General features: G+C 67.9%; 24 protein-coding genes and 1 pseudogene. 12 read left to right on the forward strand and 13 right to left on the reverse strand.

Features of this window, described 5'->3' with window-relative positions:
* Window positions 1-122: 122 nt before the first annotated feature.
* Window positions 123-686 (reverse strand): TetR family transcriptional regulator, encoded by a 564-nt coding sequence (locus tag JZ792_RS31415; protein WP_308165525.1) that lies wholly within the window; start codon window positions 684-686, stop codon window positions 123-125.
* Window positions 687-825: 139 nt separating this feature from the next.
* Between JZ792_RS31415 and JZ792_RS31420 the strand changes: the two genes are divergently transcribed.
* Together JZ792_RS31420 and JZ792_RS31425 are read left to right on the forward strand one after the other, a co-directional pair.
* Window positions 826-1,545 (forward strand): alpha/beta hydrolase, encoded by a 720-nt coding sequence (locus JZ792_RS31420; RefSeq protein ID WP_216916384.1) that lies wholly within the window; start codon window positions 826-828, stop codon window positions 1,543-1,545.
* Window positions 1,542-2,948, forward strand: coding sequence for an ABC transporter substrate-binding protein (locus tag JZ792_RS31425; RefSeq protein WP_216916386.1), 1,407 nt, complete (start codon window positions 1,542-1,544; stop codon window positions 2,946-2,948). Before JZ792_RS31420 ends, JZ792_RS31425 begins: the two co-directional genes overlap by 4 nt.
* A gap of 75 nt (window positions 2,949-3,023) precedes the next feature.
* On the opposite strand, the gene JZ792_RS31430 is transcribed toward JZ792_RS31425, so the two are convergent.
* Both JZ792_RS31430 and yczR read right to left on the reverse strand, forming a co-directional pair.
* Entirely contained in the window at window positions 3,024-3,728 is a 705-nt protein-coding gene (locus JZ792_RS31430) for an NUDIX hydrolase (RefSeq protein ID WP_216916388.1), read from the reverse strand.
* An 86-nt stretch (window positions 3,729-3,814) separates the two neighbouring features.
* Window positions 3,815-5,326, reverse strand: a complete 1,512-nt coding sequence (gene yczR / locus JZ792_RS31435) for a MocR-like transcription factor YczR (RefSeq protein ID WP_216916390.1) — start codon at window positions 5,324-5,326, stop codon at window positions 3,815-3,817.
* Window positions 5,327-5,387: 61 nt separating this feature from the next.
* Here yczR and JZ792_RS31440 point away from each other — a divergent pair, with 61 nt between their 5' ends.
* Window positions 5,388-5,693: a hypothetical protein gene (locus JZ792_RS31440; protein ID WP_216916392.1), complete on the forward strand. Its 306-nt coding sequence runs from the start codon at window positions 5,388-5,390 to the stop codon at window positions 5,691-5,693.
* Window positions 5,694-5,855: 162 nt separating this feature from the next.
* Window positions 5,856-6,416 (forward strand): methylated-DNA--[protein]-cysteine S-methyltransferase, encoded by a 561-nt coding sequence (locus JZ792_RS31445; RefSeq protein ID WP_216916394.1) that lies wholly within the window; start codon window positions 5,856-5,858, stop codon window positions 6,414-6,416.
* Window positions 6,417-6,436: 20 nt separating this feature from the next.
* Here JZ792_RS31445 and JZ792_RS31450 read toward each other — a convergent pair whose 3' ends face one another.
* The 3 genes from JZ792_RS31450 to JZ792_RS31460 form a co-directional block, all read right to left on the reverse strand.
* Window positions 6,437-6,721, reverse strand: coding sequence for a UBA domain-containing protein (locus tag JZ792_RS31450; RefSeq protein WP_216916396.1), 285 nt, complete (start codon window positions 6,719-6,721; stop codon window positions 6,437-6,439).
* A 98-nt stretch (window positions 6,722-6,819) separates the two neighbouring features.
* Complete coding sequence (locus JZ792_RS31455) at window positions 6,820-9,429, reverse strand: helix-turn-helix transcriptional regulator (RefSeq protein WP_216916398.1); 2,610 nt, start codon at window positions 9,427-9,429, stop codon at window positions 6,820-6,822.
* 209 nt (window positions 9,430-9,638) lie between these two features.
* On the reverse strand, window positions 9,639-10,928 hold the full coding sequence (locus JZ792_RS31460; protein WP_216916400.1) for an adenylosuccinate synthase: 1,290 nt from the start codon (window positions 10,926-10,928) through the stop codon (window positions 9,639-9,641).
* A 253-nt stretch (window positions 10,929-11,181) separates the two neighbouring features.
* Between JZ792_RS31460 and JZ792_RS31465 the strand changes: the two genes are divergently transcribed.
* Both JZ792_RS31465 and JZ792_RS31470 read left to right on the forward strand, forming a co-directional pair.
* The gene (locus JZ792_RS31465; RefSeq protein ID WP_254190621.1) at window positions 11,182-11,841 is read left to right on the forward strand and encodes a hypothetical protein; all 660 of its coding nucleotides are present in this window, start codon (window positions 11,182-11,184) and stop codon (window positions 11,839-11,841) included.
* The gene (locus JZ792_RS31470; protein WP_216916402.1) at window positions 11,838-12,623 is read left to right on the forward strand and encodes a site-2 protease family protein; all 786 of its coding nucleotides are present in this window, start codon (window positions 11,838-11,840) and stop codon (window positions 12,621-12,623) included. Before JZ792_RS31465 ends, JZ792_RS31470 begins: the two co-directional genes overlap by 4 nt.
* A 252-nt stretch (window positions 12,624-12,875) precedes the next feature.
* Here JZ792_RS31470 and JZ792_RS31475 read toward each other — a convergent pair whose 3' ends face one another.
* The 4 genes from JZ792_RS31475 to JZ792_RS31490 all read right to left on the reverse strand — a co-directional run bounded on the left by JZ792_RS31475 (window position 12,876) and on the right by JZ792_RS31490 (window position 15,513).
* A complete protein-coding gene (locus JZ792_RS31475; RefSeq protein ID WP_216916404.1) occupies window positions 12,876-14,045 on the reverse strand; it encodes an FUSC family protein in 1,170 nt (389 codons plus the stop codon).
* Window positions 14,046-14,068: 23 nt separating this feature from the next.
* Entirely contained in the window at window positions 14,069-14,518 is a 450-nt protein-coding gene (locus JZ792_RS31480) for a DUF3151 domain-containing protein (RefSeq protein WP_216916406.1), read from the reverse strand.
* A gap of 164 nt (window positions 14,519-14,682) precedes the next feature.
* Window positions 14,683-14,988 carry a hypothetical protein gene (locus tag JZ792_RS31485; RefSeq protein ID WP_216916408.1) on the reverse strand — a complete coding sequence of 102 codons (306 nt, stop codon included), beginning with the start codon at window positions 14,986-14,988 and terminating at the stop codon, window positions 14,683-14,685.
* A gap of 78 nt (window positions 14,989-15,066) precedes the next feature.
* A complete protein-coding gene (locus tag JZ792_RS31490) occupies window positions 15,067-15,513 on the reverse strand; it encodes a hypothetical protein (RefSeq protein ID WP_216916410.1) in 447 nt (148 codons plus the stop codon).
* Between the two features lie 1,297 nt (window positions 15,514-16,810).
* Between JZ792_RS31490 and JZ792_RS42345 the strand changes: the two genes are divergently transcribed.
* Window positions 16,811-18,253, forward strand: coding sequence for an Rv0361 family membrane protein (locus JZ792_RS42345; protein ID WP_254190622.1), 1,443 nt, complete (start codon window positions 16,811-16,813; stop codon window positions 18,251-18,253).
* Window positions 18,254-18,694: 441 nt separating this feature from the next.
* The gene (locus JZ792_RS31500) at window positions 18,695-19,756 is read left to right on the forward strand and encodes a fused (3R)-hydroxyacyl-ACP dehydratase subunits HadA/HadB (protein ID WP_216916412.1); all 1,062 of its coding nucleotides are present in this window, start codon (window positions 18,695-18,697) and stop codon (window positions 19,754-19,756) included.
* A 25-nt stretch (window positions 19,757-19,781) separates the two neighbouring features.
* On the opposite strand, the pseudogene JZ792_RS31505 reads toward JZ792_RS31500, so the two are convergent.
* A pseudogene (locus tag JZ792_RS31505) lies at window positions 19,782-21,247 on the reverse strand (glycoside hydrolase family 183 protein).
* A 319-nt stretch (window positions 21,248-21,566) separates the two neighbouring features.
* Between JZ792_RS31505 and JZ792_RS43290 the strand changes: the two are divergent.
* Both JZ792_RS43290 and JZ792_RS31515 read left to right on the forward strand, forming a co-directional pair.
* Window positions 21,567-21,701, forward strand: coding sequence for an excalibur calcium-binding domain-containing protein (locus tag JZ792_RS43290; protein WP_216916414.1), 135 nt, complete (start codon window positions 21,567-21,569; stop codon window positions 21,699-21,701).
* A gap of 39 nt (window positions 21,702-21,740) precedes the next feature.
* On the forward strand, window positions 21,741-22,073 hold the full coding sequence (locus tag JZ792_RS31515; RefSeq protein WP_308165527.1) for an excalibur calcium-binding domain-containing protein: 333 nt from the start codon (window positions 21,741-21,743) through the stop codon (window positions 22,071-22,073).
* Between the two features lie 9 nt (window positions 22,074-22,082).
* On the opposite strand, the gene JZ792_RS31520 is transcribed toward JZ792_RS31515, so the two are convergent.
* Together JZ792_RS31520 and fbaA are read right to left on the reverse strand one after the other, a co-directional pair.
* Window positions 22,083-23,201 carry a BTAD domain-containing putative transcriptional regulator gene (locus JZ792_RS31520; protein ID WP_109529072.1) on the reverse strand — a complete coding sequence of 373 codons (1,119 nt, stop codon included), beginning with the start codon at window positions 23,199-23,201 and terminating at the stop codon, window positions 22,083-22,085.
* Between the two features lie 31 nt (window positions 23,202-23,232).
* Complete coding sequence (gene fbaA, locus JZ792_RS31525) at window positions 23,233-24,267, reverse strand: class II fructose-bisphosphate aldolase (protein WP_216916418.1); 1,035 nt, start codon at window positions 24,265-24,267, stop codon at window positions 23,233-23,235.
* A gap of 339 nt (window positions 24,268-24,606) precedes the next feature.
* Between fbaA and JZ792_RS31530 the strand changes: the two genes are divergently transcribed.
* Window positions 24,607-25,266: a VTT domain-containing protein gene (locus tag JZ792_RS31530; protein ID WP_216916434.1), complete on the forward strand. Its 660-nt coding sequence runs from the start codon at window positions 24,607-24,609 to the stop codon at window positions 25,264-25,266.
* Between the two features lie 19 nt (window positions 25,267-25,285).
* Window positions 25,286-25,963: a DedA family protein gene (locus tag JZ792_RS31535; RefSeq protein ID WP_216916436.1), complete on the forward strand. Its 678-nt coding sequence runs from the start codon at window positions 25,286-25,288 to the stop codon at window positions 25,961-25,963.
* The last annotated feature ends 11 nt before the right edge of the window (window positions 25,964-25,974 follow it).

A 25,974-nucleotide genomic window follows, 5' to 3' on the forward strand; every position in this document is an offset into this window, starting at 1 on the left:
CCCCCACCACCATTCCGACCCCGCCGCCGACCGAGGGCACTCCGTTCCAGGTGCTCTGGGCGGACTGATTTCCCCACGTACGGCACGGTCGCGTGTGACGCGGGCGTGCCGTACGGCCGTTCTCAGCTAGCGGTCGGCGATTGCGCGCGACTGATATGGGCGTTGTGCGCCGCGGACTCGTTGTCGGCGGTGAGCCGGAAAACCGCCTTTTCCAGGGTCGGAAGAATATCGGTGATCTCGAGTGCGCCGTCGACGTAGCGCCCGATGAGTCCGTAACTGAGTCCGGTCAGCACGCGGCCGATGTCGTCGAGATAATCGGGGTCCGTGCCCGCGAGGACCGCACCCGCCGCGGGGACGAGTGCGGTGATGCCCTGCGCCTCGAGGCGACTACCGTCGGGGCCGGTGCGCGCCTTGTGATAGGCCTCCAACATCTTCGGGCTGTCTTCCCACGGCTCGAACACCCGGCGGAACAGCCGCATCAAACCCTCGCGCAATGTCTCGTCCGGGTCGACCGCGGCGAGGTCGGTGTAACTGGTTCGGGCCATCCACTGTTCGAGCGCGGCGACGATCAGCTGATCGCGGGTCCCGAACAGTTTGTAGATCGTGCTCAGTGACACCCGGGCGCCGCGCGCCACCTCCTGGAGGTAGAGGCCGTCGTAACCGACCCGTTCCAGCGAGTCCAGCACGACGGCAAGGATCCGCGACGAAGTTTCCGATTCACTCCCCACACCCCGGGCCATCTCCCTAGAGTAATCCCATTACTCAAGTAATCGGATTACTCGATATCCGATTACCGAGTCGAAGAACAAGGTTTTCGGGAGCGAGATGGCGACATACGTACTGGTCCACGGCGGCGGGCACGGCGGTTGGTGCTACCGGAAGGTGGCCCGACTACTACGCGACGCGGGCCACGAGGTGTTCACCCCGACACTGTCCGGACTGGCCGACCGCTCCCATCTGTCCCTGTCCGATATCGGGCTGGACACCCATATCCAGGACGTCGCCTCCCTGCTGCACTACGAAGACCTCCGCGAGGTGATCCTGGTCGGCCACAGCTACGGCGGCATGGTCATCACCGGCGCCGCCGACCGGGCCATCGATCGGGTCGGGCGGCTGGTCTACCTGGACGCGGCGAACCCGATCAACGGTCAGTCACTCGTCGATGTCGCCGGTCCGATCATCGAGGCGACCCGCCCGTTCGGCGAGACGATCGACGGCACCGAACTGGTCCTGCTCCCGCATCCCGACGCGGGCATGTTCTACGGGGTCACCGATCCCGCGGACCTCACGTGGATGGCCGAGCGGCTGACCAGCCATCCGTGGCGGTGTTTCGAGGAGAAACTCGATCTCCGTGACGAACAGGCCGTCGCCGCGCTGCCGCAATTCCACATCGTCTGCACCTCGACCCTCGCCACGCGCGATCCCGAATTGGTCGACGGCGCACGAAAAGCGGGACGGCTGTGGGATATCGACACCGGCCACGACCTGATGATCACCGAACCGGAAGCCGTCACCGACGTCCTGCTGCTGGTGGCAGCAGCATGAACCGCACAGGAGTAAGACGAGTGAAGACACAGCGGATAGTCGTTGCCCTGATCGCGATCGCGCTGGTGGCAGCCGGTTGCGGACGCGACGGCGGCACCGAACCCACCGAAGGCGGTGGCTCGTCAGGGCCCGCCGCCACGGCGAACTTCGGCAGTCTCAACGGCGTCTGTCAGCCCGGCAGCGCGAAAAGCGCTCCGGCGCAGGGTGTCACGGCGTCCGACATCGAGGTCGGCATGTTCTCCGATGTCGGGTTCACCAAGAACCCCGACTACGTCGACGCCGCGAAGGTCTTCACCTCGTGGTGCAACGCGGCGGGTGGTATCAACGGCCGCAAGGTCAACGTGAACCTGCGCGACACCAACCTGATGGAGGTGCGCCAGCGGATGCTGGAAGCCTGCCGTGAGGATTTCGTTCTCGTCGGCGGTAGTGCCGCGCTGGACGGTCTCGGGGTCAAGGACCGGCTGAACTGCCTGCTTCCCGATTTCCCGGTGCAGGTCACCCAGGTGCCCAATACCGGCTCCGATCTGCAGGTTCCCTCGTTCGGCGCGTCCGCTTCGGAGAGCGTCAATCCCTATACCGGGTATTACGAGTGGCTGCTCGAAGAGGCCTATCCCGGCTCGCAGAACGGTATCGGCTTGATCAACGGCGACTCGCCGATCACGAAGGCGATGGGTGATAAACAGGTCGAATTCTTCAACGCATTCGGCGCGAAGGTCGTCTACAACGACCTGTACCCGGTCGCGGGGGTCTCCGACTGGACCCCGTACGCGCAGTCGATCAAGGCCAACAACGTCAAGGGCCTGATCTTCCTCGGCGATTTCCGCTACCTGGCCAAGCTCGAGGACATCCTCACGAGCATGAACTACAAACTCGACTGGATCGACGCCAACGCCAACGCCTACAACCAGACCTTCCTCGACTCGGCGAAGAGTTCACTGGCGAGCCAGAACAACTTCTCCGATATCAGTGGCACCGCACCACTGGACGCCGCCGCGACGACACCCGCGATCGCGGAACTGAAGACGCTCTACAGCAAGTACGCGCCCGGCGCGGCGATCACCTTCCAGGGACTGCGGGCTTTCCAGACCTGGCTGCTGTTCGCCAAGTCGGCCGCTACCTGCGGCGACAATCTGACGCGCTCGTGTGTCTACAACGCCGCGATCAAGGAGACCGCTTGGACCGCGGGAGGCTTGCAGGCGCCGATCGATCTGTCCAAGCCGCTCTCGGAGCAGCCGCGCTGCTTCAACGTGCAGCAGGCCACTCCCGACGGCTGGAAGGCCGCCGATTTCAAGCCGAACAACGGTCAGTTCCGTTGTGGATTCACCCCTTACAAGTACACCCAGGATTTCGGCAAGCCGCTGACGCTCGCCGACGTGGGTAAGAGCATGAACGACCTGAAGTAGCCCCACCGGTCACGAAGACCCGGTCCCATGCGGGGCCGGGTCTTCGCCGTCACGGACACTTCGAAGCCGCACCCCTCAGTGGCGGGTCCAGTCGGGCTGGGCGAAATCGGCGATCCTGGCGTCGGCCGGGTCGCGGCCGAGCAGCACGACTTCGCGGAACTGCCACAGCATCGCGCCGGTCGGCGCGTGGATGGTCATGCCGTCCCCCAGGCGCATCTGTAGGAGGCCGGGCCCCTCCGGCGCGATCGTCGACGCTTCGCCGGGCAGTTCGCCCTGGCGTACCGCCTCACCGGGACTCACCCAGTGGGGCACATCGTCCTCGGCGAGTCTGCCGAGATCGACGAAGTGGACCGAATGGACCTCGTCCTGGCTGGGGTTCAGCGCCGTGGCGTCGCTCAGCGCCGCCACGAACGGCGTGATCACGAATCCGGAACTGGCCGGGAAGTCGTCGAGACGGCCGAGCAGGTCGGCGGTGGTCGCGGTCAGCCCGAGTTCCTCGTGCAGTTCCCTGATCGCGGCCTGCTCGGCGGTCTCCCCGCTGTCGAGACGGCCGCCGGGCAGACCCCACTGGCCCGCGTTGCGTCCCCGGTAGGCGCGCCGGATGACCAGTACCGCGGGCGTGCGCTCCGGTGACTCCACCACGCACAGCAGCACGGCGGCCCTGCGAATATCCGGCGCGTCGGGAACTTCCAGATGTGGGAACCGGCGCAGGCGACTACTCGCCGACGCGCGGAACTCTTCGACGCTTGCGGGGACACTCGGTCCCGTCGTGGGGCCCATGACCTCGATACTGCCCGAGATCGAATTCGGTCACGTCGAGGGGATCCCGTTACGAGACCGATCGACCGGCTCGCACCGGCCTCCGGTCAGTAGCAGGTGAGCGGTTGGAGCGGGTCGACGGCGCGGGGTGTGAGCGCCTCGTAGGCCGCCGCGATCCCTTTGACGGCGAGCCGGAGTTCGGCCTCCTGATGCGTATAGGGCAGGCGGAGGAAACGTTCGAAGGCACCCTGCACACCGAAACGTGGTCCGGCCGCGAGCAATACGCCGTAGTTGGGCGCTGTGGCCGCCAGTGCCGTCGAGACCGGGGCAGGCAGTTGCGCCCACAGCGACATCCCGCCCGCGCCCTCACCGACCCGCCAATCCGGCAGCTCTTCGGCCAGGGTCTCCAGCATCGCCGCACGTTGGGACCGCAATTGATCGCGGCGGCGGTCCAAAATTCCGTCGGCGTTCGCCAGCAGGTACACGGTGGCGAGCTGATCCATGACGGGCGTGCCCAGGTCGACGGTGGAGCGGATGCCGAGCAATTTGGTGATCAGCGACTGGTTGGTGCGAATCCAGCCGACGCGCAGACCGCCCCAGAAGGATTTGGACGCCGACCCGATGGTGACGATCTCCGCGCCCTTGGCGAAGGCGGCGACCGGCGGCGGCGCGGGGGTCGAGTCCAGCCGCAGGTCGACCATCGATTCGTCGATGACGATCGTCATCCTGGTCTCCCTGGCGATGGCGGCCAGTTCGGCCCGGCCGTCGGCATCGAGCAGCAGGCCGGTCGGATTGTTGAAATCGGGGACGAGATAGGCCAGCGTCGCGGCGGTTTGCCTTGCGGCGCTGCGTATTCCGTCGAGATCCCAGCCGCGTTCCTGATTCTCCAGCAGCAGCGGCACCGGGATGGGGCGGGCGCCGACATCGCGAATGGCCTCGATGGCGTTCGGGTAGGTCGGATGTTCGATCAGCACCCGCGCGGCGGGCGCGGTCAGCACATTGAGCAGCAGGCGCAGACCGTGCTGGGCGCCGAGGGTGACCAGGATCTGGTCCGGTTCGGTAGGCAGACCGCGTTCGGTGTAGCGGCGGGCGAGGGCCTCGCGCAGCGCGAGCACACCGACCGGATCCATACCGTGGGTACCCAGGTAGGCCGGAAGACCTTCCAGCGCGGCGGAATACGCCGCCTGCATCTCCCTGGGAGCGGCCATCGCGGCATAGGTCAGGTCGATGGTCGTCAGCTCCGGCTGCGACATCATCGCGAGAATACTTCTGGCGGGTTTGGTTCCGTCGTGTGGCACCGCGGGCGGCAGCGCCACCGTGCTGCGCGAACCCTGGCGGCTGATCAGGTAACCGTGTTCGCGCAGCAGCGTATAGGTGGAAGTGATGGTGGTCCGGCTGACGCCGAGCGTCGCCGCCAGATCGCGTTCGCTGGGCAGCGCCACGCCCAGTGGTGCCCTGCCGTCGTGGATGAGCAACCGGATGCCTTCGGCGAGCGCGAGATAGGCCGGACGCGCGGAACGACGGCTGCTCGCCGAGGTTTCCCCGCCTTCCTCGTCCACACTGCGCCAGCGGCCCAGATCCCGCGCCAGACTGGTCGCACCGATAACTCTTGTCACCATACGGTCCAGTATTCACCGATTGGATATTTATAAGCAAGGCCAGTGGGGTCATTCTGAATACATGACCGCCCTGCTCAGCCTTCTCGTCGTCGCCGCCTTCGCCTACGCCGTCCACCGTTTCGCCCCGCGTTCGGGTGCCACCGCCTTCCGGATCGACCGGTTCCGCGCGCCGTGGCCCCTCCTGGACGATTCCGCTTCGCACTACGAGGAACAGCGGCAATACGCCGATATCGCCGCGATCCGCAGCCGATCGGAAGCGGCGGAGGTCGCCGCGGAGTCGATCCGCGCGGCCGAACGCGCCGTGGTGCGATCCGCGTCGAATCCGAGCTGTGGGACATTCAAGGCCAGTTTTCCTGACTGGACTTGACTGGTCTCCTCGGCTGTCATCACGACCGGCCAGCCACTCGAGGGTTCCGGCGCCCGGACGAAGCGCGCCGACTCGGCCGCGACAGGAGTTCGGCGGCGGAACCTCGCCCGCCCGATCGCACCAGCCGTCGACCGTGTCGGACCCCGCGTGCAGACTGTGATCATGGGCGTTTCCACTCGGCTGCCTGGGCGGGCAGCGCTCTTCGATACCGCGATCGGCGACTGCGCCATCGCGTGGAGCGGGGACGCCGTTTTCCGGTTCGCACTGCCCGACACCGATTCGGCGGCACTGCTCGCGCACATCACACGCGCGATCGGCGACGACGCGATCGACCGGGCCGAACCGACCGGCCCCATCGCCGAAGCGGTCCGGGGCATTCGGGCCCACCTCGCGGGCGAACTCGACGACCTGCGCTGGATACCGTTGGACACCAGCGCGATTCCCGATTTCCACCGCCGGGTCTACGACGTGACCCGCGCGATAGATCCCGGCCACACCCTCAGTTACGGGCAGGTGGCGGATCGGGTCGGCGCACCGGGCGCGGCACAGGCCGTCGGGCAGGCGCTCGGTCGCAATCCGATCCCGCTGATCATTCCGTGCCACCGGGTGCTCGCCGCCGACAACGCGCTGCACGGTTTCTCCGCCCCGGGCGGGATCACCACCAAACAGCGGCTCCTCGAAATCGAGCGCACGCCGGGGTTCGGCGAACCCACACTCTTCTGAGGTCGCGGCCTCGCGCCGGATCAGCCGGGCGGATGCTGACGGTAGAACTCGCACGCGTCACCGCTGAGGTAGCCGTCCATGCACGCGAAGTACGCCTGGATACAGCTGTTGGTGGTGCACCCGAGTTCCAGCAACCGCTGACGGATCCGCAGATTGCGCTCCACCGCATCCGGTGCGGCCGGGGCCGCCGAGGTCGCGACGACCGAGGGAGAACCCACCGGCCGCGGCGTGCCCGACGTATCGGAACATCCCCCTACCAGCCCCAGCACGACCAGAACCACACCGACGATCGCCGACTTACGCACAGGCGTCCACACCTTTCCACAGCTCGCTACCGCCGACCGTAACCGCCGCCGCCCCGGCCTGCCCAGCTAACCCCCGGTATACGCCCTCGACGGCGGCGTCACCCGGATCGGCCCGGGGCTTCGCCGCGCATGAAGGCGCCGAGGGATTCGCGGTCGGTGACGTCCATTTTCATGCAGGCGCGATAGAGGTGGCCTTCGACGGTCCGGACCGAGACGGTGAGGCGGTCGGCGATCTGGCGGTTGGACAGACCGGCAGCGACGAGGTTCGCGATCTCGCGCTCGCGGGCGGTGAGGGGAAGGGGTTGTGCGGCTCGGCGCAGGGCGGGGGTGCTCGCGCCGCCGCAGGCCGCGGCGAGGCGGTTGGCGACCGCGGCGGATTCGAGCAGTCGGCGACGGTCACCGGCGCGTTCGTGCGCGGACGCGGCCTGGGCCGCGGCGTCGGCGGCCGAGAGCAGCGCGCCCATCGCCTCGAATTCGGCGGCGACGGTATCCAATCCGGTGCCGTCCTGGGCCGCGAGTGCCATCGCGTGTTCGGCCTGGGCCCGCACGAGTCGTCCGTCCACCCGGGCCGCGAGATCGGCGAGTCGGCCCGCGACGGAACTGTCACCGAATCGGGCGACGGTGTGCAGGGCCATCGCTTCGATGGCGTACTGCCGGGAGCGGCCCGCGGAGTCGGCGGCGAACATCGCCGATCGGATGGCCGCGCTGACACTCCCCTCCGCACCGGCGTGGACGGCACGGGCGATATCGAGTTGCGGTTCGTACACCGCGGAATGCCTGCCGCCGTGGGCTGCGGCCTCGCGAATGGATTCGGCGGCGTCATCCGCTCGGCCGAGCGCCGAATACGCCTCGGCCAGGCGAATTCTCGCCGGAATCATCCAGGCCGCCGCACCCTCGGTCGCGAGGGCGGCCAGTGCCTGTTCCAGATGTTCGATCCCGTCCGGGAACCGACCTCGGGCGACGTCGGCCGTGCCCTGCAAGATCTTCGACAATCCCCAGGCCAGATACTGACCCGGCGCCGAATAGTCGAAATATCCCGCCGCGCAACGTTTGGCGGCTTCCAGCTCACCGGACAGCGTCAGCGCGAGTACCTCGGCGTGGGTGGAGATGAACCGGTTGAGCCCGTCGATCTCCGCTTCCACCTCGTGTCCGCGCGCCACGTACGTGCGCGCCGCCTCGGCCTTGCCCATCAGCGCCAGGGCCAGACCGCCGCCGAAGGAAGCCCACCAGACCGCCCATCTCGGCGCGCCGTGGGATGTCATCACCGATTCGGCGTCGGCGTAGGCGTCCGCCAACCGGTTCTCGTTGACCTCGCAGGCGGAGGCGAGCGCGGTCAGCATGAGCACGCTCTTGGGATGCTGCACTTTCGCCCGGACCTGGGCGAGGACCTCGTCGGCGCGGTCGGCGTCGCCCACCGCCCAGAACAGGTTCGACACCCGGGTGCTGCCCCAGCGGACCAGTTGCACCTCGTCGAGTCGGTCGGGGTCGAAACCGGCCAGGGTGCGTTCGGCCTCGATCCGATGCCCCTGCCACAGCAGTGCGCGGGCGAGCAGATCCGCGGCCTCGACGCCGCCGCGACGTTCCACGGCGGCGCGCGCGAAACGTTCGCCGAGCGGCAGATTCGCCAGGTGGATGGCATCGGCGGCGGCCGCCTCGAAGAGTTCGAGATCAGCGGATCTGTCGCTGTCCAAGGCCAATTCGGCCAGCCGGATCCGGTCGGCGGCGGATTTGATCGGACGTTCCTTGAGCGAGGAATACAGCCGCCCGCGCAGCCGCCGGGCCGAGGCGACGCCGAGTCTGCGCCGGATCACCTCGCCGAACAGCGGATGGTTGTAGCGCACGATCAACCGGTGTGAGTGCTCCACAACCCTGATCAGACCGCGGGTTTCGGCCGATTCGACGGCCTCCTCGCCCGCCAGTTCGGCGAGTATGTCGATATCGATGGGTTCGCAGAAGGTGAGCAGTTCCAGCACTCTCAGCACCGGATCGGGCAGCTGCTCGACCCGGTCCTCCAGCAGCGCGGCGAGTTCGGAGGTGACCGCGGCCCGGCCGCGCAACTGCCAGACCCCGTTCACCTGGCGCAGGGTGCCCGCTTCCAGCGCGCCCTCCACCAAATGCCGCAGGAACAGCGCGTTTCCGGCCGAGGACTCCCACATGAGGTTGGCGGTGAAACCCTCGAGCTGCCCGCCGAGCATGGATTCCACCAATTCGACGCTCTGCCGCTGGGTGAACGGTCCCAGGTCGATGCGCAGCAGGTGACCGTCTTTCCACAACGAGGTGACCGCGTCGGGAACCTGCACACCGCTGCGTACCGTCGCCACGATATGCGCGGCCCTGTCGATGGCCAGTTGCAGCAATAGGGTGGCCGAGAGTTGGTCGAGCAGATGCGCGTCGTCGACGCCGATGGTGGTGTGCCCCTCGGCGAGCAGCGCCTCGCGGGCGGCGGACATGAAGGTCACCGGATCGTGCGCGGTGTAGACACCGACCATGTGCGCGAAGACACCGAGGGGGATGCCGCGGGCCGATTCGGTGCCCGCCACCCACCGGATATTTCCGCCCACCGCCGCGGTGGCCTTCCTGGCCAGCGTCGTCTTCCCCACTCCGGCATCGCCGGTCAGTACGGCGCCGACATGGACGCGGCCGTCCAGCGCGGACCGAAGGGCGTCGAACTCGGTCTCGCGCTCGATCATCGGCCAGTTCCGAGCCATGGGTCAATCGTAGGTCTTCGCAGTGCACGATCGATCACATCCGCGAACTCCGAACGCGCGCAAACGGTTCGCCGAAGCCGCGACCGACACCGACGGGCACGCCTCCGGTTACCCGCGAGCGAACGCGCGGTTTCTCCTACGCGCGCAACCTCGCTCGCCCGACCCCCGAGGCGTGTTGTCGCCTCGGCCGGTGCGTGCGCGGGAGCGTGTCAGCCCAGGACGTCGTGGCGGACGATGGTCTGGTCCCGGCCCGGGCCGACGCCGATGCAGGAGATCCGAGCGCCCGACAACTCCTCCAGCCGAGCCACGTAGGCGCGGGCGTTGGTGGGCAACTCCTCGAAGGTGCGGGCCGCGGAGATGTCCTCCCACCAGCCCGGCATCTCCTCGAAGATCGGGACGGCGTGGTGGAAATCGGTCTGCGTGGTCGGCATCTGCTCGACGCGCTCGCCGTCGATCTCGTAGGCGACGCAGATCGGGACGGTGTCCAGGCCCGACAGCACGTCCAGTTTGGTGAGGAAGTAGTCGGTGATGCCGTTGACCCTGGTCGCGTAGCGGGCGATCACGGCGTCGAACCAACCGCAGCGCCGTGCGCGCCCGGTGGTCACGCCGACCTCGCCGCCGTTCTTGGCGAGGAATTCGCCGAAGTTGTCGAACAGCTCGGTCGGGAACGGTCCCGAGCCGACGCGGGTCGTGTAGCACTTCAGGATGCCGAGCACCGTGTTGATCTTGTTGGGTCCGATGCCCGAGCCGACCGCCGCGCCGCCCGAGGTCGGGTTGGACGAGGTCACATACGGGTAGGTGCCGTGGTCGACGTCGAGCAGGGTGCCCTGCGAACCCTCCAGCAGCACGGTCTCGCCGCGTTCGAGTGCCTCGTTGATCCGCAAGCGGGTGTCGGCGATGCGGTGCTTGAACCCTTCGGCCTGCTCCAGCACCTCATCGACCACCTGCTGCGGGTCGAGCGCGCGCCGGTTGTAGATCTTGACCAGCACCTGGTTCTTGAACTCGAGCGCGGCCTCGACCTTCTGGGTGAGGATCTTCTCGTCGAGCACGTCGGCGACCCTGACCCCGACCCTGGCGACCTTGTCCTGGTAGCACGGGCCGATACCGCGGCCGGTGGTGCCGATCTTCTTGTTACCGAGGAAGCGTTCGGTGACCTTATCGATGGCCACGTGGTACGGCATGATCAGGTGCGCGTCGGCGGAGAGCAGCAGGCCGGAGGTGTCGACCCCGCGCTCTTCCAGCCCGGCCAGTTCGGCGAGCAGCACGCCCGGATCGACCACGACGCCGTTGCCGATCACATTGGTGACACCGGGGGTCAGGATTCCGGACGGGATCAGATGCAGCGCGAATTTGTCACCGTTGGGCAGGACCACGGTGTGCCCCGCGTTGTTGCCACCCTGGTAGCGGACAACCCATTGCAGGCGGCCACCGAGCAGATCGGTCGCTTTGCCCTTGCCCTCGTCGCCCCATTGGGCGCCGATCAGGACGATTGCCGGCATGGTTTGTCTCCTACGTTTGGGGGCGCAACACGGACGTGTTGCAGCTACCTACCCGTCTGGAGGAGGTGGCCGGTAGCTCATTTTAGCCGATACCCTCCGAGCGCCCCGGAACGTATCGGGTGCCGCGGCACCGACACCTCCACATCAACAGGGCTATGGTTGGGCACGGAGCGAGCCACGACGCCGGGTTCGCCCGGAAGTGGTGAGCAGGCCGACGGGTGTGTCGGCCGGACCGAGGAGGGTGCACGGCGGTTTGAGTACTCACGTTCTCCGCTGCGACGGCGTACCCGTTCCGATCGCCCTCGCCGCGGTGCCGACAACCCAAACAGCCGCCGTCCCAGCGACTTCCGTGATCGACGAGCTACTGCCGGTCCTCGCGGCCGACAGTCTGCCCCGGCTCATCGTGCTGGGCGAGGACGCCGCGCTCGCCGGGGTTCTCACCCATCTGATGAAAACGGAACGACTGCACGTCGAGATCGGCTACGTCCCGATCGACAAGACCTACGGTTCCCGCGCCTACCAGACCGGAACCGGGAACGCGGCCGCGAAACGCGCCATCGAGGGCCGCGCCACCGAGACCCCGCTGATCCGCGACGACACCGGCACCGTCCTGGTCGGTCGCGCCACCATCACCGGCGTCGACGACGCCAAACTGGAGGGCGAGGCCTACGTCGACGACACCCTGCTGTTCACCGGCAAGGTCAGGACCATGCAGATCTCACCCACCCTGTATCTTCCGGGGGTGCGGGCGGCAGTCCGCAGGGGGATCCGCAAACGGACCTGGGTCGAGGGCAGGGCAGCGCAACTCGGCACTCCGGGCGCGGTGGTGACGAGGGACGGCATCCGGACCGAGCGACCGGTCCCCCGTTCGACCTTCTACCGACATCACGAATCCTGGTACCTGGTGAGATGAACAATCCTTACGCGAAACAGCGCCTCGGCCGCGGCGCGGTGCGCCCGAGCCCCGTATTCCTGCTCGTCGTCGCGATCACCGTGCTCGGCGGGGTACTCGCGTGGGGCGCCGACCTCGACTCGACCCGCGCCAAGATCGGCGTGTTCGTCATGGTCGTGGCGGGCTGGATCGTCTCGCTGTGCCTGCACGAATTCGCGCACGCCTATATCGCCTGGCGCGCAGGCGATCACGAAGTGGAACTGCGCGGATATCTCACGCTGAATCCGCTGAAGTATTCGCATCCGCTGCTGTCGGTCGTGCTGCCGATCGTCTTCATCGCACTCGGCGGAATCGGATTGCCCGGCGGTGCCGTCTACGTGCACACCCATAATTTCAGTGCGCGCGTCCAGCGCATCGTCAGCGGAGCCGGTCCGGCCGTGAACGCGGTGTGCGCGATCATCCTGCTGGTGATCGTGGAACTCTTCGGCAGCGCGACATCGCATCCCGCGTTCTGGTTCGGGCTGAGTTTCCTCGCGTTCCTCCAGGTCACCGCGGCATTGCTGAACAGTCTGCCGATTCCGGGACTCGACGGGTACGGGGTGCTGGAACCGTCGCTGAGTTACGAGACCCGACGCTCGCTCGATCAGTTCAAACCGTTCGGAATGCTGATCGTCTTCGCGCTGCTGTGGACCCCCGCCATCAACAATGTGTTCTTCGACGCGGTCTACGCGCTGTTCGAATTATCCGGAGTGCCACGCATTTGGTCGGACTACGGCAATTATCTGACCCGATTCTGGCTGTGAGTTTCGGTGGCCCGGTCCGGCACAGGACCGGGCCACCTCCTTCTCACGAGCGCCTCCGTCCACCGGATATCCGGTGCGCCTTCGCCGCTCGCGCGAAGCCTTCCGACCGTGAAACCCCTCGTAGCTCCCGGTCACGAGTCGAGATTATCGACCGGGTCCGACACCGACACGAGTACCGGACTACGCGAAGATCATCGCCCCACCCGCTGACACGCTCGGCCCGCGCCGGGATCCGACCGAGTAGTCGGGTGATCATTCCTCAGGTCGCACATGCGGATTCGGGACGGTCGGGGGCAGCAGCGCCATCGCCGAAATACGTTTCATGCCGCAGACCTGCATGAGATCGACCACGATCGACCGCAACTGCGCGAACACCACGTGCGCCGAAAGTCCGGCGCCCGCGACGAGTTCGGGCCGCGCGCCCTTCGCGACCGAGCGCAGCACCCGCGCCGCCTCGGCCCGGTCCGGTTGTTCGCCCGGGTCGGCGAGCATCATCCTGCGCACCACATCGACCGCGTCGGCGAGACGCTCCACCTCGTCGATCACCCTCGGGTCGAGAATCTCGTCGTCGTTCACCAGCGTCAGCGAACGACGCAGTAGCACGCGGGTATTGCGGACCGCGTTGTCGAGCGGGTCCGCCGCCGAGCGGATACGTTCCAGGCGGGCACGGGAATTCCAGTACAGCGGGGAGATCCTGCTGATCTCGCGCCCGCCCTCCAACGAGGAACGCAGCGCGTCTATCTGCGGTTGCGTCGCGCGCATCTCGCTCAGGCTCTTGCGGATCTTGTCCTGATCCTGTTCCAGCAGACCGTCCGCGGCCTCGGACAACGCCGTCCCCATCACCGTGAGGATGGCCGCGGCGTGATCGCGGGCCCGACGCACCGGATGCAGCGGAATCGCCGCGACCATCACCACCCCGACCAGACCGCCGACCAGCGCGTCGATCATGCGGGAGAACCCGACACCGGCCGTGGGCGGCAGCAAGGTCGCGACCAGCACCGCCGAACCCGCGGCCTGGATGGTGATGATCGACCCGCCGTCGAGGAAGACGGCCAGCGCCATTGCCACCGCGACCACCAGGGCGATCTGCCACACCCCGGTGCCCGCGTTGCTGATGAACAGATCGCCGATCCCGATCCCGACGGCCACGCCGACGACCAGTTCCACCGACCGCTTAAGTCGCGCGCCGAACGAGATGCCGATCGAGACGACCGCCGCGGTCGGGGCGAAGAACGGCTGCGGATGGCCGATGACGGTATGCGCGACGAACCACGCGAGCGCGGCGCCGAGCGAGCACTGCACGATCGGCAGGGCCGAGAGCCGAAGCCGCGCCCACGAGCCGCGCAAACGTTTCTTGCCGCTCTCGCGTACGAGGCGCGCACCGGCGTCGAACCCTCGCGTCGTCGGGCGGCGCGCCGTCATCGCGTCATCGCGTGCCGCCGTACTCAGTCCAGTCCGAGTTCCGCCGCGGCGCGCGGATCGCAATCCTCCAGCAGATCCAGGCAGCGAGCGTATTCCTCGGACTCACCGATCGCACGGGCCGCCCTGGCCAGCGCGCCGACACAGCGCAGGAACCCCTGATTGGGCTCGTGACTCCACGGCACCGGGCCGAAACCCTTCCAGCCGTTGCGGCGCAGCAGGTCGAGTCCGCGGTGGTAGCCGGTGCGCGCGAACGCGTAGGCGGCGACGATGTCGTGGTTGACCACCGGGTCCGACCCGACGGCGCCGCCGCGGGTCAGCGCGGCCTCCGCGAGATGGGCCCACGCGATCGACGCGGCGGGGTGGTCGGCCGCGACTTGCACCGGGTCGACCTTGTCGAGCAGCGCCGCCTCCGCATCGAGATTTTCGGGCAGGAGCACCGGCTGGGGTCCGAGCAGATCACCGAACGAAGTCATGGGTTTCATTCTTGCACCCGGCCGCGCGCCCGCGATTTCCCCGACCTGTGCGCGGCGCTCGGATCCCGATCCGGGGCCGCATCGAGCCGAGTTCGGACCTCCGGTCACAGCGCGGGGGGCCGAACGCCAACAGTCCGATAACAACCTGCGCATAGTGTCGCGATCTATTGGGGACCCCGGTCGGTCCCGGCCATTAGGCTGGCCGTCGAGTTCAACTGATTCGCCCGAGCCGAGGGGTAGTAGGTGTCCGACCCGAACGACGAGAAGAATGCGGCGCGCGGTAGCGCGGGAGCCGAGAAGGCACGCGAGGACACCCCGGCGGAGCCGTCATCCGCCGCGTCCGCGACATCGGGCGGCGGGAGCGCGGCGAGCGCGGGCGCGGCGGCAGGAAAGAACTCCTCGACCGGATCGGGTGAATCGGCACGGGCCGACGACGGCGCGAAGTCATCGGCGACTTCGACCGCGGGCACGTCGACGACTTCGGCCGGTACCGGGGACTCCAGTGCGGACGCTCCGGTGAAAAACGCCGCGAACAGCGCGAAGGGCGGTCAGGCCGCGGCCGGCGGCGCGACGAATTCCGGTTTGTCTGCCACGGCCGGTGCGGCCGCCGCGAGTCGCGCGGAGGTGCGCGCGGCCGACGACGCTGCCGACGACGAACCGACCGTATTCCGGCGGCAACCGCTGGGGGCGACTTCGCAGGCGCGGAATTCCGTGTCGGACAAGGCTTCCGAAACGTCCGGGGTCGCCGGGGGCGAGTCGGCGGCGAGTCGGCCGACAGCGTCGGCGCGCGCTGAATCGAGCAGTGTGGGCGCAGCCGGTGGTGGCACCTCCGGTAGCAGCGCGAGCGGTGTCGGTGCGACCGGTAGCCGCGCGAGCAATGTCGGCACGGCAGGTGCCAATGCGCGCGGTGCGAGCGCGACCGGTGGCAGCGACACAGGTGGCAGTGTGAGCGGTGGCAGCGCGAGTTCCGCGGCCGCCAGTGCTGCGGCGAGCATCGGTGGGGCTGCGGGTATAGGTGCCCGGCCCGGGATCGGCAACCGGGCCGATAGCGCGAATTCCTCGAATGCGGCGGCGAGACAGCGCGGTCCGTCCGAGGAGGCCGCTGGTACCGGGTCCGGCGATGCTCGGACCGGGCGGGAAGCCGCCGAAGGTCCGCGCGACGTGGCCGGCGCGGCAGGGCAATCGGATCGCGGAACGGCTCCGGCCGGACGCGAAGTCGCGCCGGACGCGAAGATCGCCGGCCGCAGTGGGCCTACCGCTTCTGGCGCGGCCGGTTCGACGGCGGCGTCGCCGGGTGCGGGTGCGGGTGCGAAGGATCCCGCGTCATCAGCCGCCGACGGTTCGAAGGGAAGTAAACCGGCCTCGGGTACTCCGGATAGCGGCTCCGCGCGGCCAACCGCGCCCGCTTCCGACGCGAGCGGTCCCGGGACCACGGGCGCGACGGATTCCGCAGCCGATGGCCGAGAACCATCCGTGGCCCCGGCCACGGGTACGAGTGGTTCGGCAGCGCGAGCCGCCACCGCTTCCGACCCGGACAGCACCGCGACGAAGCCTTTCTCCGCTCCCGCCAAGGGCGCGAATGGTCCGTCGAAGCCGACCGCAACCACCTCGAGCGCGGAAGGCGGCGCGGCGTCCACACCGAGTGGCAACCGCTCCGACTCGTCCGGCACGAGCGGCGAGGAGCAGACCGGTACCCCGGTGACCGCCGGTGCCGGGACAGCGCGACAAACGCCCCCGAACTCCCCCGAGACGGGCACCCCGGCGGGGGGCGGAACCGGGACGAGCACCCCGACGCCCTCGAAGGTTCCCGGGTCGGGCACTTCGGCACCCTCGGATGCCGCCGGTACGAACGATCCAGCGCCTGGTGCCCCCGGGGCGAGCACATCGGCACCCTCGAACACCCCCCGGCCGAACGATCCCGCGCGCTCCGGCGGCCCCGGGTCGGGGATTCCAGCCTCTTCGGCTGCCCACGGGACAAGCGATCCGGCCCGGGAGGCGGCGATCAAGGCGGGCGCTACAGCGCCGGCTGCCACGACCGCTTCCGGCACGGGCAGCACCGCGACCCCTACCACTCCGAGTGGTAATCGTCCCGCTTCGACGGAGACGAGCGGGGAGACCGGTACCGCGAAGCCGGATTCGGGGACGAGCGTTTCCGCGGCGGCGAGTGCGGCCGCGTCGGGCGCGGCCGTTGGTGACTCCCGTTCGGGCGAAGCCTCAGGTGGCTCGCGTCCGGCCGAAACCGCCGGTGGCTCGAAACCGGCCGAAACCGCGGCGAGCGACGCCGAAACGGCGGTGATTCGGCGTGGTGAGTCCGTCGGGTCGGCGGCGGATACCGCGAGCGACAGTACGAAAGGCGGCGCGGCCGAAACCGATACCGTCGGGTCCGAGACGGTGGCGGCCGGGCCGTCCGATGACGCGGCGGCCGGTGCGAAGACCACCGTGTTCCGGCGTAGCGAGATCCTCGGGACACCCGGCGCGGACGAACGCCGGGACGGGCCCGGTGGCGGTCGCGTGCCCACGGAGAACCAGGGCGCAGGACCCGGCGAAGCGGCGCGGGATTCCGTGGACGACGGAGCCGGTGACAAGACCGTGGTGATGCGGATCGTTCCCGCGGGCACCGCCCCCGCGGTTCGGCCGGATGACGCGAAATCCACGGATGATCGGGCGGGTCGGGCCGGAACCGAGGCGAAATCGGATGCTCGGGGCGCTGCGGCGACCGAAGCGGCGGGATCGAAACCCACGGGGCAGCCCGGGGATGCGCGTCAGGGCGGACCCGTTCCCGGCTCCGACGACAAAACCGTCGCCATGCCGATCGTGACGAATCCGGTCGACCCGCCGACCATGGCCATGCCGATCCAGGTTCCGCCGGATCAGCAGGCGACGCAGCGGATTCAGCGACCGGGCACCGACCGTGTGGTGCCGCCTCGGCAGGGTCCGCTGTCCAGGCCGCCCACGACGCCGCGGCCCGCGCCGGGCCCGAAGAAGCCGGGTCAGCAGGGGCCCTCGGGTCCGCAGGGACCACAGGGGCCGTCGGGTCCGCAGGGTCCGGGCGGATACGACGACGTCGAGCAGACCAGGCCGACACCGCCGCGACCGCCCGCCACGCAGCGCCCCTCGGTGCCGAAGGCTCCGTCGCCCGCGGACGTCCAGATGACCTTGCCCGTGCAGTCGACGAACGCCGGGCGGGGAACGTATCCGCCGCAGCCGCGACCGATGGCCTCGCCGCAGCGGATCGCGCCCCCCGCCCAACCGCCCGCCGAACCCGCTCCGGTCGAACCGGCGGCGGGCGGCGGCAAGTCGACGCGGTGGCTGTTGGCGGTCGGCGCGGCGGCGGCGGTGCTGATCGCGGTACTCGTCGCGATCGCGTTCTCCTTCGTCGGTTCGTCGGACAGTTCGCCGGAATCGGCCGTGCGCGCCGCTATCGGCGAATACACCGACGCGTTGCGCGACGGCGATCTGGCGACGCTGCGCACGAGTACCTGCGGTCCCCTGCACGATTTCTACGTCGGACTCCCCGAACAGCAGTTCGCGGGCGTGCACCGGCTGTCGATGGAGCGCAAGAACATCCCCGTGGTCGACAGCGTGGACAAGATCTCGATCACCGGCGATACCGCGATCGCGCAGGCCACCGTGTATACCGACGCCGATCCGACGAACCGGTCGGCGCGAACGTTCGACCTGGAGCGCACCGACGCCGGCTGGAAGGTGTGCGACCCGAGCACCGGCACACCGTGACGAAACGGGCGGTGGTGTCGAGTCGCGACACCACCTCCCGTGCCTGCCCGACCTGCCGTCTCTTCACACGGCGTCTTCGTCACGAACCGTCGCCCGACGAGACGGCACAACTCGACCTTCCGAGGTGCACACCGGGCGGCGCGGCATCGGCCGCGTGCGTACAGCGGCGCTCACGTTTGCCCAGTTCAGGAGCGGCGGTGTGGGCCGCGCGCGGATCGCGGCTGTCCCGTTTGCCGAGGATATGAGTGTTGGACGGAACACTCCGGCACACCGCGATGCCGCGCCGCGGGTTCCACCCCAGATGGACAATCGCCCAGGTCCAGGGCCTTACGTGTGCCTCGCCTCGTACGGTGATACCCCACGGGCCGGGTGCATGCGGGGTTGTGATCGTCACAGATGCCTGGTCAATGCCGTGTCGAGCGCAGTAGCATCACCCGGATCATGGGCACGGAGCAAACAATCGCGCAGCCGGAGACCGCCACGTGCGGGCAGACGGCAGCGATAGCGGGACGACGTTTTCGAGTACGCGACCACTATGTGGTCGGCCGCGAGAAGGTGCGCGAGTTCGCGCGGGCGGTACAGAATCTACATGGCGCGCACCAGAACGAGTCCGACGCGCGTGCGCTCGGTCACGGCAATGTCGTCGCGCCGCCGACCTTCGTCTCGGTGATCGGGACGGCGTGTACTCGCGCCCTGCTCGACACCGTGCTGACCGATTACGACCTGTCGCAGGTGTTGCAGACCGATCAGGTCTTCGAACTGCACCGGCCGATCCTGGCGGGCGACCGGATCAGTACCGAGATCAGGATCGAGTCGCTGCGTCAGTTCAGCGACAACGATTTCATCCACGTCAAATTCGTGATGACCAATCAGCGCGGCGAGGTCGCGCAGGTCGGGTCGACCACGATCGTCGCCCGCCGCGGCGCCGAGGTCGACCCGAATCTGGTCGACGCCGTGGAGAGCGTGTTCATGCACGATCGCCCCTCGGGACTGGCCGCGAACGACCCGCTGGTCGAACTACCCCCCGACACGACGGCGGTCACGCCGCCGGTCACCGCGCCGGAACCCCTTCGCGTGCACACACTTCCCGATTTCGAGAAGCTGACCGCCGGCCAGGCGCTGCCCGCCGGTTCCGCGCGGGTGACCCGAGGCGATCTCGCCAATTACGCGGGCGTCGCCGGTGATCCGAACCCCATCCACTTCAGCGATCGCGCCGCCCAACTGGTCGGCCTGCCGACGGTGGTCGCGCACGGTCTGCTCACCATGGGCTTGGCCGCCGACTACCTGTCGACCTGGCTCGGCGATCCCACCGCGATCACGAAGTTCAGCGTGCGTTTCGCGGGGTTCGTCCCGGTCAGCGCGGACGCGGCGACGACCGTCGAATTCCAGGGCAAGATCAAATCCCTCGATCCGGCGACGCGCACCGGTGTCATCTCGTTGAGCGGAACATCGCTGGGGCGCAAGCTGTTCGGACGCGCGGTGGCCGAGGTCAGGTTCTCCTAGCCACGGAACTCGCTGCGACGCGCGCTCATTCGGCGCGCGTCGCGTGCATCAGGTAGACGTTGTAGTCGCTCCAGGTCGAAATGGTGAAGTAGAGATCCCGGCCCGTCGACCACGGATGGATGAATCCGCCGTACAGCTCGGCGTGATCGGCGATGGTCACCGTCGGCGTGCTCGGCGACCATCCGCCCTGCGGCGAATTCGACTCGCGTACAACGATGGCCGCTTTCGCGGTGTCGAGATAGCTCATCTGCCAGACTCCGCGATCGGCGTCGTAGCGCACCGACAGCTCACCCGCGGGCGCGTCGACGATCGGGGTCGCGGCGGCGAATCCGCCGACCGGGGTCCATGTCCCGTCGACCCAGTACTGATACGCGGTCGTGTTGAGAATCTGATCCTTCGCGACCCTGGCCAGTCCGACCGAACCGAGCCGGGTGTTCGGGGTGCCGAACATGTAGACGTGGTCGCCGTGCGGAACCATCGCGCTCACTTGGAAATTCGCCAGTCCGAAGATGTTGTCCCACGCGCGTGCGGATCCTTGGTCCAGGTCTGACCCTGATCGTCGGAATAGGCGATACCGCCGTAGTTGGTGAAGAACGTGCCGGGGACGCCGTGCCAGGTGCGCATCGACATATAGCTCAGGTACTGCCGCTCGCCGAGGGCGAAACCCGACGTCGGGATCGTGGTGATCTCCACATTGTCGAGTTTTCGGCTGGAGAGGACTTCGGCCGCGTGACAGCGACCGTCGGTGACCATGCTGTCGTAGGTCATGCCGTCGGACAGATCGCGGTCGGTGCTGAAGGCGAGGACGTTGCTGCGCCAGTCGCCGCCCATGCCCCCGGGCGGATGGAAGCCGCGCCCGACGGTGTCACCGAAGGCGGTGGCGATCTGTCCCGGCGCGCTCTCCCACATGATCCCGAGATCGGTGCCGTCGACCTGCCAGCGCTTGTCGGTGCGGTTCACCGAATTCGCGCCGGTCAGTTTGGCCACCTCGCGGACCGAGGTGAAACGCGGCGCGAGCGGCTCGGGCGAGCCGGGCGCGGATTCGGTCGGGGGTTCGACCCGTGGCGGCGGTGGTGGCACCGTTCCAGCATCGGGGCCGGGTCCGGGGACCGCGAAATGGAAAGGCTGCGGCGACAAGAGGATTTCGGGGACGCCGAGTTGCTGGGCGAGGCCGGGCGGCGGTGTCGGCCCGTTGGTGAGATCCGGGCACGGGTCGACGCAGGGGTCGGCGGGCAGTTCGGTACGCACGCGCGTCGGAACGGATTCCGGAGGCTGCGGCGGAAGTACGGTGATCACCGGAATCGGAATCGGGACCTCGACCGTCTCGGGAACGAGATCCTCGTGCGCGGGTACCGGATCACTCGCGCACGGGCCGCTCCCGGTCGCGAGACCCGGTTCGGGCCGCGCCGCCGATATCGGATGATCGACGCAGGTCAAGGCACCGGCGCCGAATACAACCACGCCGAGCGCCGTCACGATCCGTCCGCCCACAGCTGTCCTCTCGTATCGGTCACATGTCGTTTCGCGCCCGAACCCTACCCGGAGCACCGGCGACCGAGCGGGTAATCGCTTTCGGCACGGCCTACGAGCCGGAAGCCGTTACCCCGCAAGGTCACTGTTCGAACATGATTCGGAATCGGTTGCGGCATTTTGCTGATCGGATGCCGAGGGCGCTGCTAGCCTCTTCTTCGCGACCACTCCCGTCACCGGGAGGCAGCGTCGACCGATTCGGCACAGAACCGATTCGGGGCACATATTCATTGCGGGCCAGCGTTTTTCGCGCACCCGCCGATGTTCAGGATGCGTCACGATGAGGATTGCGACACGAGCCCGAGTACGTCTCGGAGCGGGTGCCACATTGCTGCCGAGAGACGTCGCCGTGAGTTTCGGAACGGGCCGCGCACCGCATCTCGATCGCGACGGCGACGGCATCGCCTGCGAATAGGACGTGCCACGGCGGCGTTCGAAGCGCACGATGGATGACGTGAACACTTCAGGAAATCGTCGTCGCGTACTCGCCACCGCCGGGACACTAGGGCTCATCGCCCTTGGAATGGGATCGGCGCCGGTGGCGGCCGCCGCCGATCCCCACTCCGCGGTCGCGGTATCGCGGCCGCACGAGGACAGTCCACCCCCGAGCTACCGTCCGGGGCCCAAAGGTTCCAATGTCCCCCCGCCCGCATCGGAGGACGACGCGCCGACGCGGTACTACACCAACTGCACCCAGGTGATCAACGACGGCAGATGGCCGCTGTACGCGGGCCAGCCGGGATATTCGCGACTGCTCGACCCGGACGGGGACGGCGTCGCCTGCTGAGCGAACGGCTCAGGACATCGCCTGGAAGGTGAGCACGGTCGCGCCGATCCGGATGACGTCACCGTCGGCGAGCAGCGCGCCGCTCTCGATCGCCTCCTCGTTGACGTACACGCCGTTGGCCGAATGCAGATCCTTGATGAGCAGACCGGCCCGGCTCGGCATGATGTGCGCGTGGTACCGGCTGGCCTTGGGGTCGTCGAGGACCAGATCGTTGTCGGTCATGCGCCCGATGCGCATTCCGTTCTGACCGATCACCAGCGCCCGGCCGTCCGCCATGCGCAACTGGCCCGCGCGCACCGAACGCGGCATCTCGGTGACGGTTTCGGTCATGGCCGCGGCCAGCCGCTCGGACCGCTTGAGTTCCACGGTGTTCAACGGTTCCTGGCGCAGAACCCGCTGTTCGAGTTCCACCAGCGGCGGGCTCGGATCGATGCCGAGTTCCTCGGCGAGCACGGTGCGCAGGCGGCGGCACGCGTCGAGGGCGTCGGCCTGCCTGCCCGACAGGTACAGCGCGGTGATCAGCTGCGCCCACAGCGGCTCGCGCAGCGGATGTTCACCGGTGATCGAGACCAGTTCCCCGATGACCGAGGACGCGCGCCCACAGGCGATCTCGGCGTCGATACGGGCGGAGGCGGCGAGCAGCCGCTCCTCGTCCATCGCGGTGGCGAAACCGTCGGCGAATTGCAGGCCGGCCAGATCCGCCAGCGCCCGGCCGCTCCATTCGCGTAGCGCGGTGCCGAACAGCTGCGAGGCGCCCGCGTTGTCGCCCGCCTCCGCGCATTTGGCGGCGGCATCACGCGCGGCCTCGAAACGTCCGATATCGCAGGCGGACTCGGGAATCTCGAGCCGGTAGCCGGAGGATTCGGTGCGCAGCACCTGCGCCGGATCGACCCCCGAATTACGCAGCGCCTTACGAATATTCGAGACGAACACCTGAAGGCTGGCCGAGTAGGAATCCGGTGGTTCCTCGTTCCACACCATGTCGGCCAGTGCGGACGAGGACACCGCGCGCCGTCGGTTGACGGTCAGCGCGGCGAGCAAAGCCCGTGGCTTGGGCCCGCCGACCGCCACCGGCTCACCGCCGACGAACAACCGGACAGGCCCGAGCACGCGCACATCCAAACTCATGAGCTCGGGCCCCCGAGAGGTTGAGAAGGGGTCAGGCGCTGATCGACCGTCCCGCGGACTTCAGATCATTGCACGCCTCGAGAACGCGCGCCGTCATGGCCGCCTCGGCCTTCTTCAGGTACGAACGCGGGTCGTAGACCTTCTTGTTGCCGACCTCGCCGTCGATCTTCAGCACGCCGTCGTAGTTGGCGAGCATATGTCCGGCGATGGGCCGGGTGAAGGCGTACTGGGTGTCGGTGTCGACGTTCATCTTCACCACGCCGTAGCGCAGCGAGTCCTCGATCTCCGACTTCAGCGAGCCCGAGCCGCCGTGGAAGACGAAATCGAACGGCTGCGCGTCGGCTCCCAGGCCCAGCTTCTCGGCCGCGACGCGCTGCCCCTCGGCGAGCACCTCCGGCTTGAGCACCACGTTGCCCGGCTTGTACACACCGTGCACGTTGCCGAAGGTGGCGGCCAGCAGGTACTTGCCGTTCTCGCCCGCGCCGAGCGCGTCGATGGTCTTCTGGAAATCCTCGGACGAGGTGTAGAGCTTGTCGTTGATCTCGGCCTCGACGCCGTCCTCTTCGCCGCCGACGACACCGATCTCGACCTCGAGGATGATGTTCGCGGCCGTGGCGGCCTTGAGCAGTTCCTTGGCGATCTCGAGGTTCTCGTCGATCGGGATCGCGGAACCGTCCCACATATGCGACTGGAACAGCGGCGGCAGCCCGGCGTTGACGCGCTCCTGCGAGATCGCGATCAGCGGACGCACGAAGCTGTCCAGCTTGTCCTTGGGGCAGTGGTCGGTGTGCAGCGCGATGGTGACGTCGTATTTCGCCGCGATCACGTGCGCGAACTCGGCCAGCGCGACCGACCCGGTGACCATATCCTTCACGCCCAGGCCGGAACCGAATTCCGCGCCGCCGGTGGAGAACTGGATGATGCCGTCACTGCCCGCGTCGGCGAAGCCCTTGATCGCGGCGTTGATCGTCTCCGACGAGGTGCAGTTGATGGCCGGGAAGGCGAAGGAGTGCGCTTTGGCCCGACCGAGCATCTCGGCGTAGACCTCCGGAGTCGCGATGGGCACAGTGAAGACCTCCGTGTTGTGCGGCAAAAGACAATTCTGTCAGGCATTACCCTAAGGCAGTAGCGTTTCGTGACCCAACGCACCCGTCGTCCCGTCTCGGACGGCACCCTGGGAGCGGGCTGTGAGTTGGCGACGAGTGCACGCACAGTTTTTCTCCTCGACCGAAAGTTTCCCGCTTCCACCCGGTACTGTGGTCGAGGTAATTGCGCTGGCAGCTTCCGACGCGGTGGCAAGCAAACCCCTAGGCCAGCCGCACCATGGACAGGAGGCCGCGTGATTCTGCTGGCAGCGACCGAATCGGTGACGAGTAACGTCGCGTTGACCCAGTTGCTCGATCCGATGTATCTGCTCACCGAATCGTGGCTGAAGAACGCGGTACTGCCTGCGATCCTGATCATCGTCTTCATCGAGACCGGTCTTCTCTTCCCGATCCTCCCCGGCGATTCGCTGTTGTTCACCGGCGGCCTGCTCGCCGCGCAGGTGAACAACCCGGTCAATATCTGGATCCTGGTTCCCGCGGTCACTTTCATCGCCTTCGCGGGTGATCAGACCGGCTATTGGATCGGACGCGGGATAGGTCCCAAGATCTTCCACAAGGAAGACACCCGATTCTTCAAGAAGCACTACGTCACCGAGACGCACGCCTTCTTCGAGAAACACGGCCCCAAGACGATCATCCTGGCGCGGTTCGTTCCCATCGTGCGCACCTTCATGCCCGTGCTGGCGGGCGTGTCCAAGATGAACTACCGCACCTTCGTCGCCTTCGACATCATCGGCGCGATCCTGTGGGCGGGCGGCATCACGGTGCTCGGATACTTCCTCGGCAACGTCGCCTTCATCCGCGACCACGTCGAGGCCATCTTCCTCGGCATCGTCTTCGTCTCGATCCTGCCGGGCATCTTCGCGGTCGCGAGGAAGATCCTCGGGCGCAACTCGGCCACCGAGACGCGGCCCGAGTCCGAGCTGACCGTCGCCGCGACCAGCGAGTCGAGCCACTGATCCGGTGTCGACGGCGTCATTGCCCCTGGCGGTGGGCACGTTCGATCCATTGATCTCGGCGGGCCCCGCGCTCGTCTGGGCTGTGGTTCTCACTTTCGTCTTCCTCGAATGCGCGTTGATCGTCGGGCTGTTCCTGCCCGGCGACTCGATGCTGATCACCGCGGGCATCGTGATGGCCTCGCACGCCACCGGCGAGACGCAGGTGTGGGCGCTGTCGATCGGCGCCATGGTCGCCGCGATCAGCGGTAATCAGGTGGGCTATGTCATCGGACAGCGGACAGGGCATCGTCTGGTCGCGCGCAAGAACGGGCGCTATATCAACACCGCGAATCTGCAACGGGTTTCGGGGTTGTTGGAGCGGCACGGATTCCTGGCCGTGCTGGTCGCCCGCTGGATCCCGTGGGTGCGCACCCTGTGCCCGATGGTCGCGGGCGCGGCGCATATGGACCATCGCAAGTACACCGTCGCCAGCACCATCGGCGCCGTCATCTGGGCGCCGGTGCTGCTGCTCATCGGCTATTACGCGGGTGGTTTCCTGGAGCGGGTGCCGTGGCTGATGCCTGCGGTGATCGTCGCGCTGGTGATCGGCCTGATCGCGGGAACCGCCATCGGGATGCGCCACTACCGGCAGGAGATGGCCCGGCCCGCCGAGGATTTCGACGTGGACGCGGCCGTCGTGGCCGAAGCCGAGAGCTGACCGCCGCGCCG

The sequence above is a fragment of the Nocardia noduli genome (assembly GCF_019038455.1).
GTDB classification, from domain to species: Bacteria; Actinomycetota; Actinomycetes; order Mycobacteriales; family Mycobacteriaceae; genus Nocardia; species Nocardia noduli.

Coding starts and splice junctions, on each gene's coding strand:
- JZ792_RS31520 (WP_109529072.1), bottom strand. CDS start 23,201: ATGAGTTTGGATGTGCGCGTGCTCGGGCCTGTCCGGTTGTTCGTCGGC.
- JZ792_RS31470 (WP_216916402.1), top strand. CDS start 11,838: ATGAACAATCCTTACGCGAAACAGCGCCTCGGCCGCGGCGCGGTGCGC.
- JZ792_RS31440 (WP_216916392.1), top strand. CDS start 5,388: ATGACCGCCCTGCTCAGCCTTCTCGTCGTCGCCGCCTTCGCCTACGCC.
- JZ792_RS43290 (WP_216916414.1), top strand. CDS start 21,567: ATGAGGATTGCGACACGAGCCCGAGTACGTCTCGGAGCGGGTGCCACA.
- JZ792_RS31445 (WP_216916394.1), top strand. CDS start 5,856: ATGGGCGTTTCCACTCGGCTGCCTGGGCGGGCAGCGCTCTTCGATACC.
- JZ792_RS31480 (WP_216916406.1), bottom strand. CDS start 14,518: ATGACTTCGTTCGGTGATCTGCTCGGACCCCAGCCGGTGCTCCTGCCC.
- JZ792_RS31530 (WP_216916434.1), top strand. CDS start 24,607: ATGTATCTGCTCACCGAATCGTGGCTGAAGAACGCGGTACTGCCTGCG.
- JZ792_RS31475 (WP_216916404.1), bottom strand. CDS start 14,045: ATGACGGCGCGCCGCCCGACGACGCGAGGGTTCGACGCCGGTGCGCGC.
- yczR (WP_216916390.1), bottom strand. CDS start 5,326: ATGGTGACAAGAGTTATCGGTGCGACCAGTCTGGCGCGGGATCTGGGC.
- JZ792_RS31490 (WP_216916410.1), bottom strand. CDS start 15,513: ATGCTCGCCGCAGCACTGGCGGCCGCGGAACTCGCGCTGCCACCGCTC.
- JZ792_RS31425 (WP_216916386.1), top strand. CDS start 1,542: ATGAACCGCACAGGAGTAAGACGAGTGAAGACACAGCGGATAGTCGTT.
- JZ792_RS31430 (WP_216916388.1), bottom strand. CDS start 3,728: ATGGGCCCCACGACGGGACCGAGTGTCCCCGCAAGCGTCGAAGAGTTC.
- JZ792_RS31420 (WP_216916384.1), top strand. CDS start 826: ATGGCGACATACGTACTGGTCCACGGCGGCGGGCACGGCGGTTGGTGC.
- JZ792_RS31500 (WP_216916412.1), top strand. CDS start 18,695: ATGGGCACGGAGCAAACAATCGCGCAGCCGGAGACCGCCACGTGCGGG.
- JZ792_RS31455 (WP_216916398.1), bottom strand. CDS start 9,429: ATGGCTCGGAACTGGCCGATGATCGAGCGCGAGACCGAGTTCGACGCC.
- JZ792_RS31460 (WP_216916400.1), bottom strand. CDS start 10,928: ATGCCGGCAATCGTCCTGATCGGCGCCCAATGGGGCGACGAGGGCAAG.